Raw genomic sequence first — 15,693 nt, forward strand, 5'->3', positions numbered from 1 at the left:
GTTCGGTAACTGTTGTTCGCCCTTTTTGAAATAACTCTGCCATTTACGCTTGCGTTAGCCAAACCGTTTCGTTTTCCAACCGGGCGGCGATAAAATCTTCATTAGAACATGTAGGTTTACAGCCCGAAGAAATTGGTCAGTCACCGATTTTCCGTGAGCCCGGACCAATATGAGGAAAAATAAAATCCGATTTTATCACGACGCCACACGAGAAAAAACCGATTGGTTTTGGATAATACGTGTTCCGCTCAACGACGGCCATGGCAGCGTGAAACTCGACCTTGACGAACCCGTATTCATGCGTATACGGGCGGCAAACCTGCAAAATTACAACTTGTTCATTTCTCCGGGCGACCGACTGGACATCGCGCCTCCAGAAACCAAAAACGGCCCAGTAATGGTTACCGGCAACCAGACCTGTAGTTTGGCGACTTTCTGAAAGAATTGGAACAGTTTAAGAATTTACTCATTCACAAACCAACCTCAGCGCTAATGAGAAATTTCAGCGAAAATTTGCAAAAGTGGGATGGCCCACTTACCTTTAAGCATGACAATTTATAACCGAAGGCAGGCAACCGCTCCACGGTCTGTGCCAGCAAAATAGGAACTAGTAAAAACGGAAAAATTATGGAATTACTTTTTTTGAATCTCGGAACCCAAGAGATGATTTTAATATGGCCGGTCTTTCTCACGGTCATACTGTATATATATTGCTTGATTCACTGCATCAGGAACAACCGGCTGCAAGGCAACAGCAAACTGCTTTGGCTCATCATCATACTCATAGCTCCTTTTATCGGGAGTCTAATTTATTTGGTGGTTGGCCGGAAAGGTAGTGGGGAGCCCTCCATATAGACTAGATATTAATCATTCAGAGATGAAATTCATTTACGTAACCGTAATTGCCTTCGTGGTGATTGCCTGCAAGAAAAGTGAGGTGGATATAGTGGAAAGGTTTGTGCGCGAAGTGAAGGCGGAGCGATATGAGGAAATTAAGCTACCTGCTTTCAACGCGTCATATATTGATGCGTTAATGCAGCATGCTTCGGATAAACAGATGGTATCCAATTACCCACGGCCTATGTATTCGTCATATTACGGTGGTTCTATGGAGGTGGGATTAGTGATGCTCTACACCATTGAGGCAGTAAGGCTTCAAGTTGACTGGCCGTCTTCGACGGTTCGGGTGTTTGACGAACAAGACATTAGCCGAGAGGTAGCCCTCAGCGAGGTATTACCGTATTATAAAGATTGGTGGGCCGAGAACAAAGGTAAAAGCCCTGCGGAACTTAAGGGTGCCGATCCGCTGGAAGGTAGTGGGCTGACTTGGCAGATTTATACGATAGCGGAATAGTATAGGGATATCATCAGATGCAGGTTAATGGCTAACATATAGGGAGCCCTGATTCAACGGAGTAGCAGAATTGAGGTAATATTTCAAAAAAAGGATCGTGAGTTTGTTGCTATCTACAGCTTTTATACTGATAAAGCGAAAAGACGATTGGCTAAGTATTGGAAAGCAACAGAACGCATACTTCGATATGACGATTGATAGGTAGTGGAAAGCTGCCGAGCCTCATCCAAAATCTATGTAATCTATTTCTTACCTTTAGCCGTAAGCATAGCAATGGAAAATACGATACCCGATCATATCCACTATACGATATACCAACCGCCCGGAGGGGCGATCAAGGCGGTCGTCCTCATCCTGCATGGCATGCAAGAACATAGCGGACGGTATGAGCGCTTCGCCAATTATTTAAAAGCGCGCGGTTATGCGGTACTCACGTATGACCACATCGGGCATGGGCGAACGGCGAAAACGGAGGCGGAATTGGGCTTTTTCCGTACGAATAATCCCGGCGGGTGCCTGATTGACGACGCGGAACATATGGTGCACTTCATGGCGCAACGGTTCGCCGGTGAAAAACTCATCCTGATGGGGCACTCCATGGGGTCGTTTATTGCCCGACTCCTATTAAAAAGGGTGCCGCACCACTTTGCGGGTGCAATTTTAATGGGAACAGGAGGGCCAAATCCTTTGGCGGCTCTCTTTCGTCCGGTATTATCTGTAGTTAACCAGGTTGCACCCAAACGCCGGAGCGAGCGACTCAACGCCCTCTTTTCGAAAATTAACAACAGAAAATTCAGGCATGAACATCCAAATGACGGAACGAATTGGCTAAGTGCCAACCTTGCCAACCGGAACGCATTCCTGCAGGATGAGCTATGCGGCGTAAACTTCAGCAATAACGCGTTCTTTGGCCTCATCTCCGTCAATGTAGAAGCGACAAAATCAAATTGGGCGGAAAACATACCGAAAAGCCTGCCAATGCTTTTTGTAAGCGGCGCAAACGACCCTATCGGCGACTTTGGGAACGGCGTGATAAAAACCGTGCGGGCATTGCGGAAAGGGGGCTTTGAGCGGGTGGAACTAAAGGTATATCCCGGCATGCGCCATGAGATACTCAATGAATGTGATCAAAAATCGGTTTTCGACGACATTGTGGTGTGGCTCGAGAAAACCTAGTAATTACTGGTGGGGATATTTTGCCTCCTTCTTCGCCTGCTTCCTGAAAAACCCACGGAACAGAAAATTATGCTGTAACGCTTCCATGTTCTGGTCCAGTTTTTCGGTACTCGTCTCGAGATTGATCAAGGTCTGTTTGATGTTCTCGGCCGCTTCGGGATCGTTGAGTAGTACGCCGATGGCATTGTCCTTATCGTCCAATTTACCGGCGGTTTGATTCAAATTGGTCACCAAAGCCGATGCCGTTTGGGTGATACCTTGAAGCTCGGCCACGGCGCCGCGAAGGTTGGCGTAAACCACGGTATCCGTAAGCAGGTCATTGATCAATGTCCCTTCCGCATTCAACTTGGTGGTCAACTGGTTGAGCGCACCGGATGCTTTAGCGGTATTGGCCGCGGTTTGGTTGAGGTTACTGATCATCTGCTTGATCTGCACGGCCATCAGCGAGTCCGTTAGCACGGCACCCATGGTGCCTTCGCCGCGGGCAATACGACCACTGATTTCGCCGAAATTGCGAGTAATTTCGACCAAGTTTTCATTATTCACCTGCAGGGTGGCCATCATGGCATCGAGTCCACCCGCCTCCGCGGCTTTCAGCACATCACCCTCTTCGATGGCAGGCACATCGCTGCTACCGCCTTTGATGACAATCAGTTTGTTGCCGATGAAGCTTTCCGACCCGATTTCGGCCACCGCATCTTTGCGGATGTATTCGCGCGATGACGCCTCGATATCCATCGCGATTTCCACGTCTTGGAGGTTCTTGAAACGGATGCTTTTGATGGTTCCGATCTTCACACCGGAAAACCACACGTTGTTACCCGCTTTCAGGCCGCTTACATCATCGAATACCGTGGTTACCGTAACCGTCTTCGAAAAGCGATTCTGCTGACCGCCAAGCACCAGGATGCCCGCCACAAGTATGATGATTCCAATCAGCACAAACAATCCGACGATTACTGAACGTTTATTTTCGCTAGCACTCATAGTTACTGAATAAAGTTGTAGTCATGAAACGGCTTCACACGGCCGTCGTCTGTATCAAAAATCTGATCAAAGCTTCCCTCCCGCTCAAACCGTCCGTCCAACAACATCACAATGCGGTCGCCAACACTTTTGGCGCAGGCCAGGTCGTGCGTAATGATGATCGAAGAGGTCTTATACTTCTCCTGCACTTCGTTGATGAGTCCGTTGATCTCGATGCAGGTAATCGGGTCGAGGCCGGCTGTCGGCTCATCATACATGATGATTTCGGGCCGCAGGATGAGCGTACGGGCGATGCCGATGCGCTTGCGTTGCCCGCCGGACAGCTCTGCAGGCATCTGGTTGAGGGTAGGTAACAATCCGACCGCATCCAGCACATCTTCCACTTCGTAGTTGATTTCCTTGCGCGAAAGGTGCCGTTTGTTGCGTACCAGCGGAAACTCCAGATTCTCGCGCACGGTCATGCTATCATAAAGTGCACTGTTCTGGAAGGAAAAACCGATTTTCAGCCGCAGTTGCTGCAGTTCTTTGTCACTAAGCTCATCCACATGCTCCCCAAGTACCTCAATGGTGCCCGTATTGGGTTTAAGTAATCCAGATATCAGCTTGATCAGCACCGACTTACCGGTCCCCGAACGCCCCAACACGACCAAATTCTCACCTTTAAACAAATCAAGATCCACACCGCGCAGCACGTCCAGTTCGCCGAAAGATTTGCTCACATTCCGCACGGTAATCACCCGTTTTTCGTAGTCGATATGTCCGCCTGTCTTTAACATTATGCACGCATGGCTTGAATGATCTGCACGATAAGGATTTCTTCAATGAACACCAGGAACATCGACATAACCACGGCCCAGTTGGCCGCCCGCCCCACCCCTTCAGTACCTTTGGATGAATGGTAGCCCTGGTAACAGCCCACGATGCCGATGGTGAAGCCGAATACAATCGCTTTCAAAACCAGTGAAAACACATCGAGAAACGTAACGGCATCAAACACCTGGTCGAAATATACGCGGAAACTGGTGTTTTCCACCTGGTTAACACTGAGGAATGCCCCCAGCAGGCCCACGGCTGCGGTGTAGCAAGAGAGGATGGGTATGCCGATGGTGGTTGCCAGCACCCTACTCACCACGAGGAATTTGAAGGGGTTGGTACCCGATACCTCCATGGCATCGATTTGCTCGGTCACCTTCATCGACCCAAGCTCAGCACCAATCTGTGAGCCTACTTTCCCTGAGGCGATAAGAGCCGTAACGAGTGGTGCCAGCGCCCGGATAATAGCGATGGATATCAATGCAGGCAGCCATGATGTGGCGCCAAACTCGGCCAGCGAAGGGCGCGATTGGTTCGTGAAAACGATTCCGGTAATAAAACCGGTCAGCGAAATAAGGGGCAGTGATTTCCAGCCAATTTCATAACACTGGCGGATAATTTCCTTAAACTCATACGGCGGCCGGAATACCTCCCGGAAGAAGCGCATCACAAACCGGTGAATATTGGCTAATTCGACAAGTGTACGCAGGATTTTCTTTGTTACCATCCGTAGATTTTCGCAGTTAAGGCGGCAAATTTAGCTAAAAAAGCCGTTAATTTCCTTATATAAACGCATGTTTTGGGAAATTGTTCTACAATGAACACCGTTGGCACTGGAGATCTGCTCCGGCACCACCGGATTAAACCATCGGGGTGTAGGCACAGTCATACTACCAGAACAAACAAGAATGTTGCACCTTTAAATCAGCAAGTCATGAAAACGATAAAAACGATGAAGAGAACCGGACTTACGCTACTGACAACAATCGCTTTTATAGCGACCATGGCAACACACGCCGTAAAAGCCCAACCCGGCATGAGCGTTTCGTTCCAACTGTTTTACGACGAATTGGCACCTCACGGGGATTGGGTGAACGACCCTGAATACGGATATATATGGCTTCCTTATGCTGACCAGGGTTTCCAGCCCTATGCTACGAACGGCCATTGGGTGATGACCAACTACGGAAACACTTGGGTATCGAACTACGAGTGGGGATGGGCCCCGTTCCACTACGGCCGTTGGATATATACCGATTACTACGGCTGGGGCTGGGTGCCGGGCTACGAGTGGGGACCGGCCTGGGTAAGCTGGCGGAGTGGCGGTGGTTACTACGGCTGGGCACCCCTGGGGCCGAGCATGAGTATCAACGTGCATTTCGGCATACCGCGCCATCATTGGGTATTCGTGCCGCAGCGCTATGTCTGCAGTCCCCGGTTGTACAGCTACTATGTGCCCTATCGTAACCGGGTACGGATATATAATACCACAACGATCATCAACAATACGTACGTATACAACAACCGTACGTATGTAAGCGGTCCACGCCGGGGCGAGCTTGAACGCGCCACCGGCCGCCGGGTAGCGGTACGTGAAATCAATCGTGCTTCGCGCCCCGGAAGGGCGTCGGTAAACAATCGATCGGTAAGCCTCTACCGTCCCGAGGTGGAGCGCAACAGCCGCTCGTCGGCACGCCCCGCACGGGTAACCGATGCGTCGGCCGCACGCTCGTCCAATCGGGTTACCAATGGCCGGACCCCCACCTCGCGGGCGGCAAACAGCCGCAATACGACCACTACGCGTGGCCAGGCCACACGGAATACCGAGAGCCGAAAGGCAAGGCCGACCAGTAGCCGCAATACGGAGGCCACGCGACCAACCCGTTCGAACAGCGGCCGCGAGGCTATACGCACAAATAGCCGAAGCCGGACACGTGAGGCCGCTAAGCCGGCAACACGCACACAAACCACTACGCCGAGATCGAACTCAGTACGCGGCACCGGCAACACGCCGCGCAGCTCGACGAAACGTGCCGAAAGACCAAAGCGCCAAAACCGATCGACAACGACCACGGTGCACCAGGCCAGCCAACCTAAGGTGGACCAGCGCAGTCGATCGTCTTCGCGCACACAGCGCGCCACGCCGGCGCGAAGCACCCGGTCTTCGCAACAGGCCAGTCGCCCCAGTCGCAGCACCACGGTGAAGAGCCAGTCTTCATCGCGCCCGAAAGCGTCAACGAGCAGCCGCTCAAAAAGCAGCCGGGGCAGTGCTACGCGCAGCAAGTCGGCGGAACGGAGAAGTTCTTCTGGACGTGACCGCGGGTAACGCGAGCGACCGATCGAAATCATAGAAATCAAAGAAGCTGTAACCCGTGTCGTTAAAAACGGCACGGGTTATTTTTTCCTGATAAATACCTACCTTTGAAGTTGTCAAAACCAAATGAATAACCATGGATAATAGTAGAAGAAAATTCTTAGGAACCACCTTGGCGGGCGCAGCGCTGGCCATCAGCCTCCCCGAAATCGTAAAAGCAGCTACCGCACCTGCCGCTGCAGCACCAAAAATCCGGATAGCGGAAAACGATGTCATCCTGTTCCAGGGCGATTCCATTACGGATGCCGGCCGGGACAAAAAGAACAGCTCGCCCAACAACAGTGGCGCGCTGGGCCACGGTTATGCCCTTTTGGCCGCTGCCAGCCTCTTGAACGCGCATGCGGCAAAGCAACCAACGGTTTACAACAAGGGCATTAGCGGCAATAAGGTACATCAGCTGGACGCCCGTTGGGAAGAAGACTGTATTACCATAAAACCCAATATCCTGAGCATCCTGATCGGGGTCAACGACTATTGGCATACGTTGTCGGGCAACTACGATGGCACCATCCAGGTGTACCGCGACGACTTCCGGAAGCTGCTCGACCGTACGATGAAGGCACTTCCCGATGTGAAGCTCATCATCGGTGAGCCATTTGCTGTAAATAATGTGAAAGCCGTTACCGACGACTGGTTCCCCGCGTTCGACGAATATCGCGCTGCGGCCCGTGAAATAGCCGACGAGTACCGTGCTGTCTTTATCCCCTACCAACGGGTATTCGACGAAGCTGCGAAAAAAGCCCCGGCCTCCTATTGGACAGGCGATGGGGTACATACGACCTTGGCAGGCGCACAGTTGATGGCAGAGGCATGGCTGCAGGCAGTGAAATAATTGACAACTAACAATTGACAATTGACAATTAGCTCCATACTGGATAACGATTTTTATAAGTTCACCATGCAGCATGCGGTGATGAAGCTTTTCCCAAAAGCGCGGGCAAAGTATCAGTTCATCAACCGCGGCAGGCATGCGTTCCCGGCCGGATTTGCAACGGCATTACAGACCGCTATTGCCGATTTGGCCAAATTGCAGCTTACCGACCGCGAGAAAAACTACTTTGCCACTACTTGTCCCTACATCGACCCCACGTATTTCGACTTCCTGCAGGGGTACCGCTATGACCCAACGGAAGTGCACATTGAGCAACACGGCGGCGAGCTCACCGTGGCCATTGAAGGCTATTGGTACCGCACCATCCTGTGGGAGGTGCCTATTATGTCGTTGATCTGTGAGCTCTACTACCAGCTTACCGGCCAGATGCGGCTACCGGATGAACAGGTAGTCAGCACCGCCACGGAGAAAATCGAGCGGTACGGGCGACTGGGGGTCACCATCGCAGAGTTCGGCACCCGCCGGCGCCACTCCTATTCGGTGCATCGGCTGGTGGCACAGGCGCTCCGTACCGCGGGCGAGGGCACCTTTATCGGCACAAGCAACGTACACATGGCCATGCGCAACCAAACGAAGCCCATCGGCACCCATGCACACGAATGGTTCATGTTCCACGCCGCCAAATACGGGTTTAAGATGGCCAACCTGCTGGGTCTGGAACACTGGTCGGACGTATACCGCGGCGACCTCGGTATAGCCCTCTCCGACACTTATACAACCGATGTTTTCTTCACCCAATTCGACAAGAAGCTCTCGAAACTGTTTGACGGGGTACGGCACGACAGTGGCGACCCGCTGGCCTTCGCCGATAAGACCATTGCCCACTATCGGGAACATGGCATCGACCCGCGTTCGAAGACCATCATTTTCTCTGATGGACTCGATGCAGACAAGGTAACCCGCATCGCCCTGCATTGCCGCGACCGTATCGGGATATCGTTTGGCATCGGCACCAATTTCACCAACGACGTGGGCTTACCACCGATGAATATTGTGATCAAAATGACCGAAGCACACCCTGAGGAAGCGCATTGGACACCCGTTATCAAACTTTCTGATGAACCAGGCAAGCACACCGGCGACAAGGGGATGATTGCGCTTGCTAAACAAATCCTTGACATTCCTTAAGAAAACTATGCCGCTTGATGTATTGGGCCGAGCCCTTCATGATTATTTACAAGGAAACCGCAAAGATGAACTGCTTACGCACACCGGCTTCGGTGGTGTGGAAGAAATGCCCGTGGCCGAATTTTTCCGGCAGCCGATTGATTTCCCCGAGTTGGAACACATTGCATTAGCGCTGTGCGATGGGCACGTGCTCGACGTGGGCGCAGGTGCGGGAAGCCATGCCTTATTTCTGCAAAAACAGGGAAGGGACGTCACGGCGCTGGAGCGCTCTCCCCTAGCCTGCGAGGTGATGCGTGCACGCGGTGTGAAACAAGTGGTAATGGCCGATTTTTTCGCGTATGCCGACGGCCGTTATGATACCCTTCTCTTTTTGATGAATGGCATCGGCGTGGCCGGGAATATCGAGGGACTGAAAAAGCTACTCAACCACTGCAAAACGTTGCTGGCCCCGGGCGGCCAGCTCCTTTTCGACTCGTCAGATATCACTTACCTCTATGCCGATGGCGCCGTGGACAGGCCTGCAGGCTATTACGGTGAAATCCGGTACCAATATGCTTACAAGGGTAAGCGCAGTGCACCCTTCGATTGGTTATTCGTCGACCAGGACACCCTCATCGGCATTGCGCGGCCGCTGGGTTGGGTGGTGCAGGTTTTGTATGAAGACGGGCACGACCAGTACCTGGTGCGGATGGAGTTACAACACACTTAGTCTACCCATTCGAAGCCGGTATACGGCACCAATACTGTCGGTACCTTTACGCCTTTTTCCGTCTGGTTGTTTTCCAAAATGGAGGCCAGGATCCGCGGCAACGCCAGTGCACTGCCATTGAGCGTGTGCGCCAGCTGCATTTTCCCGTCTTCGCCCTTGAACCGCACTTTGAGCCGGTTGGCTTGATAGGTTTCGAAATTGGATACGGAAGACACCTCCAGCCAACGCTGCTGGGCCGCACTCCACACCTCCATGTCGTAAGTGAGCGCGGAGGTAAAACCCATGTCGCCGCCGCAAAGCCGTAATACGCGATAGGGCAGTTCGAGTGCTTGCAATAACGACTGCACGTACGTACTCATTTCCTCAAGCACGTCGTAAGATTTGCCGGGATGGACGAGCTGAACGACTTCTACCTTATCGAACTGGTGCAAGCGATTGAGTCCACGCACGTGCGCACCATACGATCCGGCCTCCCGGCGGAAGCAGGGTGTGTAGGCCGTGTGTTTGATCGGGAAATCGCTTTCCTTCACAATGGTATCGCGGTACAGGTTGGTGATGGGTACTTCTGCCGTAGGGATGAGATAAAGGTCATCTACCCCAACATGGTACATCTGCCCTTCCTTGTCGGGAAGCTGGCCCGTGCCGAAGCCCGATGCTTCGTTGATCAGTATGGGCGGCTGCACCTCTTTGTAACCTGCCTTTTCCGCTTGGTCGAGAAAAAAGTTGATCATGGCGCGCTGCAACCGTGCTCCTTTACTTTTATATACCGGAAAGCCCGCACCGGTTATTTTGTTGCCCAGTTCGAAATCGATGATATCGTATTTGGCCGCCAGTTCCCAGTGGGGCAACGAACCCGCCGATAGCTCCGGCCGCTCGCCATGCTCCAGCAATACCTCATTGTCGTCGGCACCCACACCCTTCGGTACCGACCGGTGCGGCACATTGGGAATGAGCACGAGTTTCTCGTATAGGTCGGCCTCCACCGCCGCCAGCTCTTCGGCAAATTTCTTCTGCTGCTCCTTATATCCGCCCGATTGCGCTTTCGCCGCTTTCGCTTCATCGCGCTTGCCCTGGCGCATCAGCTCACCGATTTGGCGGGCTGCGGTATTCGCCGCTGCGGCGATGGCATCCGATTCGGTCTGGACCTGTCGGCGGCGTTCATCCAACGCGATCACGTCATCCACCAATTCTGCCCCTGGGAAGTTCCGCACAGCCAAACGTTCAATCACCTGATCGCGGTTTTCACGGATATAATTAACTTGCAACATATATTTCTTTATTTTGTGCTGCAAAAATAACAAAAATGCTTTACCTCGTCCCCACCCCCATCGGTAACCTTGAAGATATGACGCTTCGGGCTATCCGCATCCTTAAAGAAGCGGATTTTATCCTCGCGGAGGATACGCGCACGAGCGCCCCCATGCTCAAACATTTCGGCATTGCCGGAAAGGTGTTTGCCCACCATCAGCACAACGAGCACAAGGCCGTGGCCGAAATCATCCGCTTTCTGGAGGATGGAAAAACCGTGGCCCTGATATCCGACGCGGGTACCCCAGCCATATCCGATCCGGGATTCCTGCTGGTACGGGAAGCGATCAAACACGGCATGGCGGTGCAATGCCTCCCTGGCGCCACCGCCTTTGTGCCGGCACTGGTTGCATCCGGCCTGCCGTGCGACCGTTTCTGCTTCGAGGGATTCCTACCGGTAAAGAAAGGGCGGCAAACGCGACTGAAATCCCTTGCCGACGAAACCCGCACCATGGTCTTTTACGAGTCGCCCCACCGTCTGCTTAAAACACTCGATGAATTGATCACAGTATTCGGTGCGGAACGCCCCGCGTCCGTGTCGCGCGAAATCAGCAAGGTCTTTGAAGAAACCGTGCGGGGCACGTTGGCAGAACTCAAGCTGCATTTCGACACGCATACGCTCAAAGGCGAGTTTGTGGTTTGCGTGCAGGGGCACGATGTGTCGTACAAACGATGAGCCATGTATAAGTCCATTACGATCAAAGATATCGCCCAGGCGTTAGACCTATCACCGTCTACCGTGTCGCGCGCGCTCAGCGACAGCCACGAAATCAACGAGGAAACCAAAAAGCGTGTGGTGGATTATGCCGAGCAGCACAACTACCGCCGCAACCCTATCGCTTCCAGCCTCCGCCATGGGCGCAGCTACTCCATTGGGGTGGTGGTGTGTGAGGTGGCTAACAGCTTCTTCTCCCAAGCCATAGACGGCATCGAGTCGGTGGCCTACGGCGAAGGGTACCATGTGATCATTTCGCAGAGCCACGATGCCTATGAGCGGGAGGTGGTAAACATCCAGCACCTGGCCAACCGTGCGGTAGATGGCTTGCTCATTTCCATGTCGGCCGAAACAAAAGATTTTTCGCACATCGTGAAACTGCATGAGCAAGGACTGCCCATCGTGTTTTTTGACCGCATCATCGATGCTTTCGACACCCACACGGTTACCTCCAACAACCTGATGGGCGCGCAGAATGCCACACAGTCGCTCATTGGCCGGGGCTTCAAGAAAATAGCCCACTTGGCCAATGCACCGCACCTTTCTATTACCGCCGAGCGACTGGAGGGGTACCGGGAGGCGCTGGAAAGCAACGGCATCGAGTTGGATGAGTCGCTCATCCGCTACTGCCACCACGGCGGGCGCATACAGCAGGAGGTTGAAGGTGCAGTAGGGTATTTCCTCAACTTGGACGAGAAACCGGATGCCATTTTTGTGGCGAGCGACCGACTGAGTATGGGTTGCCTCAGCGCCTACAACAAACTGGCACCCAAAGAAACCCATCCCGCGATAGCGGGTTTCTCCAACTCGGATGTGCTGGATCTTTTCCAGCCGGGTTTTACCTGCGTACGCCAGCCGGCATTTGAAATGGGCCGCGTAGCCATGGACATGCTCATCCAACTCATCGAAAGCCGGTACCCGGTATACGATTTTGAAAACATCGTACTGGAAACGAAACTCATTGCGCGGTAAGTTCCCACTGCTAATCCCGCCTCGCGATTTAACTTTTTAAACCGTACCTTTGCGGCCATGATTAATGTATCCAATCTTTCGCTCCGCTATGGTAAGCGGGTTTTGTTTGAAGACGTCAACCTCAAGTTCACACCTGGCAACTGCTATGGCATCATTGGTGCCAACGGTGCTGGCAAATCCACGTTTCTCAAAATCATCTCTGGCGATGTGGACCCGACTTCGGGTTCTGTAAGTTTCACGCCGGGCGAACGGATGGCAGTGCTCAGCCAGGACCACTATGCATTTGACGAGTTTCCGGTGATCGAAACGGTAATGATGGGGCACAAGGCCCTCTATGACATCATGAAAGAGAAGGATGCCATCTACGCCAAGGAAGACTTTACGGATGCCGATGGAGAGCGGGCAGGTGAGCTGGAAGCTAAATTTGCGGAAATGGATGGCTGGAATGCCGAAAGCGACGCTGCCACGTTGCTCAGCAACCTGGGTATAGACGAAAACCTCCATTATAAATTGGTGAAAGAACTTGACGGCAACCAGAAGGTGCGGGTACTCTTGGCGCAGGCACTTTTCGGCAGCCCCGACATCTTGCTCCTCGATGAGCCTACCAACGACCTTGACATCCATACCATTGCCTGGCTGGAGGATTTCCTCGCAGGCTACGAAGCCATTGTGCTGGTGGTATCGCATGATAGACACTTCCTCGATTCGGTATGTACCCATGTGGTAGACATCGACTTCGGCAAGATGAACATCTATACAGGTAACTATACGTTTTGGTATGAATCCAGCCAGCTGGCCCTGAAGCAGCGCGCCGACCAAAACAAAAAGATGGAAGATAAGGTGAAGGAACTGCAGGAATTCATCCGCCGGTTCAGCGCCAACGCCTCCAAATCCAAGCAGGCCACCAGCCGGAAGAAGGCGCTTGAGAAGATCAATTTCGAGGAGATTAAGCCGTCCAACCGGAAGTATCCGGCTATTATGTTCAACACCATGGCCCGCGAGGCGGGCGACCAAATTCTGCAGGTGGAGAACTTGGGCAAAACCCTCAACGGCGAGACATTGTTCAGTGATGTGAACTTCATGGTGAACAAAGGCGACAAAATCGCGGTGCTTTCGCAGAATAGCTTGGCCACCACGGCATTTTACGATGTATTGACGGGACGGGATAAGGACCATACGGGTAGCTTCAAATGGGGCATCACCATCAGCATTGCCGACATCCCAATGGACAATGGTCCGTATTTTGAAGGCAAATCAGAAAACCTCATCGACTGGCTGCGCGAGTATTCCGCTGCAGACAAGGATGAGCAGTTCATCCGGGGCTTCTTGGGAAAGATGCTTTTTTCGGGAGAAGAAGTGATGAAAAAATGTTCGGTATTATCGGGCGGCGAAAAAATGCGCTGCATGTTCTCGCGGATGATGCTGCAGCAGGCCAATATGCTACTGCTCGACGAGCCAACAAACCACTTGGACCTGGAATCCATCACGGCACTGAACAATGGGCTGGTCGATTTCCGCGGAAGCGTCCTGTTTACTTCGCGCGACCATGAGCTGACACAGACCGTAGCCAACCGCATCATTGAGCTGACACCGGGCGGCATCATCGACAAGCTGATGTCTTATGACGAGTACGTCAACAGCGATGTGGTAAAAGAGCAGCGGGAAGCGATGTACGTGTAACCCGCCGTGCTTAATGCACGAACAGCCCCACCGTTAAAAAGATATTGTGCTGGTAGAAACTACTGCCGGAAAAACGAGAGTCGAACTGTTGGAAGCCATACCCTGTGCTGAACAACAGATCCGAGCCGCCTACCAGCATATGGCCATACGTGATACCGGCTTTGCCCATAAACCCCTTGAAGAAGTCTGCACCGATGCTGGGCGCATAGCCCGCATTGGCCAGTAGGCCAAACTTGCCTAGCGCTGATACCTGCGCAACCGGTACCCTGAAATCGGCGAATATGGGCAACGTATTGACACGGCGGGTAGACCGACTGCCATCGGCCAACGTTGCTCGCCCCCGATACACATCATTGCCGATACCCAAGCCGAGGTACATCCGGTCGTAAAAATTACGGCCGAATGCAAACTGGAATTGATAGCCATGCATCACCGATTGATCGGCCGAAGTGGCCATACCGAAAATGCCGCCTGCCTGTAGAAGCGTATAAGTGCCCCGGCGCTGTGCATGGGTAGAAAAACAGGTGCAGCACACCAGGCATACGAGTAGCAGCGTATTTTTATTCATCGTGTTTTTTGTCAATAGAGTATTTTATAAACCAGTTCTTTCAGTAAATCGCCTTGTTCCAGGTTAACCGCGTTCAAGCCCTTTGATTTCAGGTCGCACTCGCGCAAATGGGCCATAATATCGAATGTTTTGCGCCGGTTGAACGTACGGGCAGCGATGTCGTACTCCCGCGTAAAAAAAGGGTGTACACCCAGCTCACGCGACAACGATTGAGGCGACCTATCCGTCAAGTAATGATATTTCAACACTTTGGTAAAATAGCCACCCATTGCTCCCAATACCACCGGCATGGGGTTGCTGCGTGGATTGGCGGCAAAGTAGTCGACAATACGGAAAGCTTTGGCAACATCGCGCTTCGCCAGCGCTGTGGTGAGCTCGAACACATTGAAATCTTTGCTGATGCCGATATTACGTTCGATGTCTTGAACGGAGATTTCCTGTTCCTTGGGCACGTTGAGCATGAGCTTTTCGAGCTCGTTGACCACTTTAGACAGGTCGGCACCGAGGTACTCCGCCATCATGGCCGCGGCCTGCGGATGGATGCGCCAGCCCCTATCCTTCACAAAGGTGTTGATCCAGGGTGCTACTTTATCGTCGTATAGCTTTGGCGATTCCAGTACGATCCCTGCTTTTTGGGCAGCTTTATAAACCTTACGCCGCTTATCGAATTTGGCATGCTTGTAAGCCAGCACGAGTACCGTGCTCTTCATCGGGTTCTCAAGATACGCGACCAGCAATTCGTCTTCCTTCCATTTCAGGTTTTGCGCCTCCTTGACAATGATTACCTGGTAATCACTCATCATGGGGTACCGCCGTGCGGCACTCACCATCGTGGTAAAGTCGGTATCCTTACCATACAACACGGTTTGGTCGAACCCGCGCTGCGCCTCGTCGAGCACCTGCGTTTCGATGCAATCGCTCACCAAATCGATGGCATAGGGCTCCTCTCCATGCAAGAGGTAAACCGGCAGGAGCTTCTTGCTCTTGATATCGGAAATGATTTTATTGGTATCCATT

Annotated in this window: 17 protein-coding genes; 11 read left to right on the forward strand and 6 right to left on the reverse strand. The window is 52.5% G+C overall.

The annotated features are described in order from the left end of the window. The first annotated feature begins 169 nt into the window (after positions 1-169). The 4 genes from U9S71_RS14360 (at position 170) to U9S71_RS14375 (ending at position 2,530) form a co-directional block, all read left to right on the forward strand. A complete protein-coding gene (locus U9S71_RS14360) occupies positions 170-439 on the forward strand; it encodes a hypothetical protein (RefSeq protein ID WP_326328206.1) in 270 nt (89 codons plus the stop codon). A gap of 224 nt (positions 440-663) precedes the next feature. Further along, complete coding sequence (locus U9S71_RS14365) at positions 664-855, forward strand: PLDc N-terminal domain-containing protein (RefSeq protein WP_326328459.1); 192 nt, start codon at positions 664-666, stop codon at positions 853-855. Positions 856-877: 22 nt separating this feature from the next. Beyond that, complete coding sequence (locus U9S71_RS14370) at positions 878-1,354, forward strand: DUF4943 family protein (RefSeq protein ID WP_326328207.1); 477 nt, start codon at positions 878-880, stop codon at positions 1,352-1,354. 273 nt (positions 1,355-1,627) lie between these two features. Beyond that, positions 1,628-2,530, forward strand: coding sequence for an alpha/beta hydrolase (locus U9S71_RS14375; protein WP_326328208.1), 903 nt, complete (start codon positions 1,628-1,630; stop codon positions 2,528-2,530). A 3-nt stretch (positions 2,531-2,533) separates the two neighbouring features. On the opposite strand, the gene U9S71_RS14380 is transcribed toward U9S71_RS14375, so the two are convergent. From U9S71_RS14380 to U9S71_RS14390, 3 genes are read right to left on the reverse strand one after another with little or no spacing between them, the layout of a single operon-like run. Further along, on the reverse strand, positions 2,534-3,517 hold the full coding sequence (locus tag U9S71_RS14380; protein WP_326328209.1) for an MlaD family protein: 984 nt from the start codon (positions 3,515-3,517) through the stop codon (positions 2,534-2,536). 2 nt (positions 3,518-3,519) lie between these two features. After that, positions 3,520-4,293: an ABC transporter ATP-binding protein gene (locus U9S71_RS14385; RefSeq protein WP_326328210.1), complete on the reverse strand. Its 774-nt coding sequence runs from the start codon at positions 4,291-4,293 to the stop codon at positions 3,520-3,522. Next, positions 4,293-5,057, reverse strand: a complete 765-nt coding sequence (locus tag U9S71_RS14390) for an MlaE family ABC transporter permease (protein ID WP_326328211.1) — start codon at positions 5,055-5,057, stop codon at positions 4,293-4,295. The genes U9S71_RS14385 and U9S71_RS14390 overlap by 1 nt, the downstream gene beginning before the upstream one ends. 207 nt (positions 5,058-5,264) lie before the next feature. Here U9S71_RS14390 and U9S71_RS14395 point away from each other — a divergent pair, with 207 nt between their 5' ends. From U9S71_RS14395 to U9S71_RS14410, 4 genes are all read left to right on the forward strand, one after another. Further along, a complete protein-coding gene (locus tag U9S71_RS14395) occupies positions 5,265-6,656 on the forward strand; it encodes a DUF6600 domain-containing protein (RefSeq protein ID WP_326328212.1) in 1,392 nt (463 codons plus the stop codon). A gap of 124 nt (positions 6,657-6,780) precedes the next feature. After that, positions 6,781-7,536 (forward strand): SGNH/GDSL hydrolase family protein, encoded by a 756-nt coding sequence (locus U9S71_RS14400; RefSeq protein WP_326328213.1) that lies wholly within the window; start codon positions 6,781-6,783, stop codon positions 7,534-7,536. Positions 7,537-7,557: 21 nt separating this feature from the next. Beyond that, on the forward strand, positions 7,558-8,724 hold the full coding sequence (gene pncB, locus U9S71_RS14405; RefSeq protein ID WP_326328214.1) for a nicotinate phosphoribosyltransferase: 1,167 nt from the start codon (positions 7,558-7,560) through the stop codon (positions 8,722-8,724). After that, positions 8,711-9,433, forward strand: a complete 723-nt coding sequence (locus U9S71_RS14410) for a class I SAM-dependent methyltransferase (RefSeq protein ID WP_326328215.1) — start codon at positions 8,711-8,713, stop codon at positions 9,431-9,433. The genes pncB and U9S71_RS14410 overlap by 14 nt, the downstream gene beginning before the upstream one ends. Here the strand turns inward: U9S71_RS14410 and serS are convergent. Next, positions 9,430-10,701: a serine--tRNA ligase gene (gene serS, locus U9S71_RS14415; protein ID WP_326328216.1), complete on the reverse strand. Its 1,272-nt coding sequence runs from the start codon at positions 10,699-10,701 to the stop codon at positions 9,430-9,432. The two genes, U9S71_RS14410 and serS, sit on opposite strands and share 4 nt — an antisense overlap. Before the next feature lie 35 nt (positions 10,702-10,736). On the opposite strand from serS, the gene rsmI reads away from it, so the two are divergent. The 3 genes from rsmI to U9S71_RS14430 are packed head-to-tail and all read left to right on the forward strand — an operon-like array spanning position 10,737 to position 14,108. After that, a complete protein-coding gene (gene rsmI / locus U9S71_RS14420) occupies positions 10,737-11,417 on the forward strand; it encodes a 16S rRNA (cytidine(1402)-2'-O)-methyltransferase (protein WP_326328217.1) in 681 nt (226 codons plus the stop codon). 3 nt (positions 11,418-11,420) lie between these two features. Next, positions 11,421-12,428: a LacI family DNA-binding transcriptional regulator gene (locus U9S71_RS14425; protein WP_326328218.1), complete on the forward strand. Its 1,008-nt coding sequence runs from the start codon at positions 11,421-11,423 to the stop codon at positions 12,426-12,428. Between the two features lie 57 nt (positions 12,429-12,485). Further along, positions 12,486-14,108, forward strand: coding sequence for an ABC-F family ATP-binding cassette domain-containing protein (locus tag U9S71_RS14430; RefSeq protein ID WP_326328219.1), 1,623 nt, complete (start codon positions 12,486-12,488; stop codon positions 14,106-14,108). Positions 14,109-14,118: 10 nt separating this feature from the next. On the opposite strand, the gene U9S71_RS14435 is transcribed toward U9S71_RS14430, so the two are convergent. After that, entirely contained in the window at positions 14,119-14,676 is a 558-nt protein-coding gene (locus U9S71_RS14435) for a hypothetical protein (RefSeq protein WP_326328220.1), read from the reverse strand. Positions 14,677-14,687: 11 nt separating this feature from the next. Next, entirely contained in the window at positions 14,688-15,692 is a 1,005-nt protein-coding gene (gene holA, locus U9S71_RS14440; RefSeq protein WP_326328221.1) for a DNA polymerase III subunit delta, read from the reverse strand. Between the last annotated feature and the right edge of the window lies 1 nt (position 15,693).

The sequence above is a fragment of the Parapedobacter flavus genome (assembly GCF_035818675.1).
GTDB lineage: Bacteria > Bacteroidota > Bacteroidia > Sphingobacteriales > Sphingobacteriaceae > Parapedobacter > Parapedobacter flavus.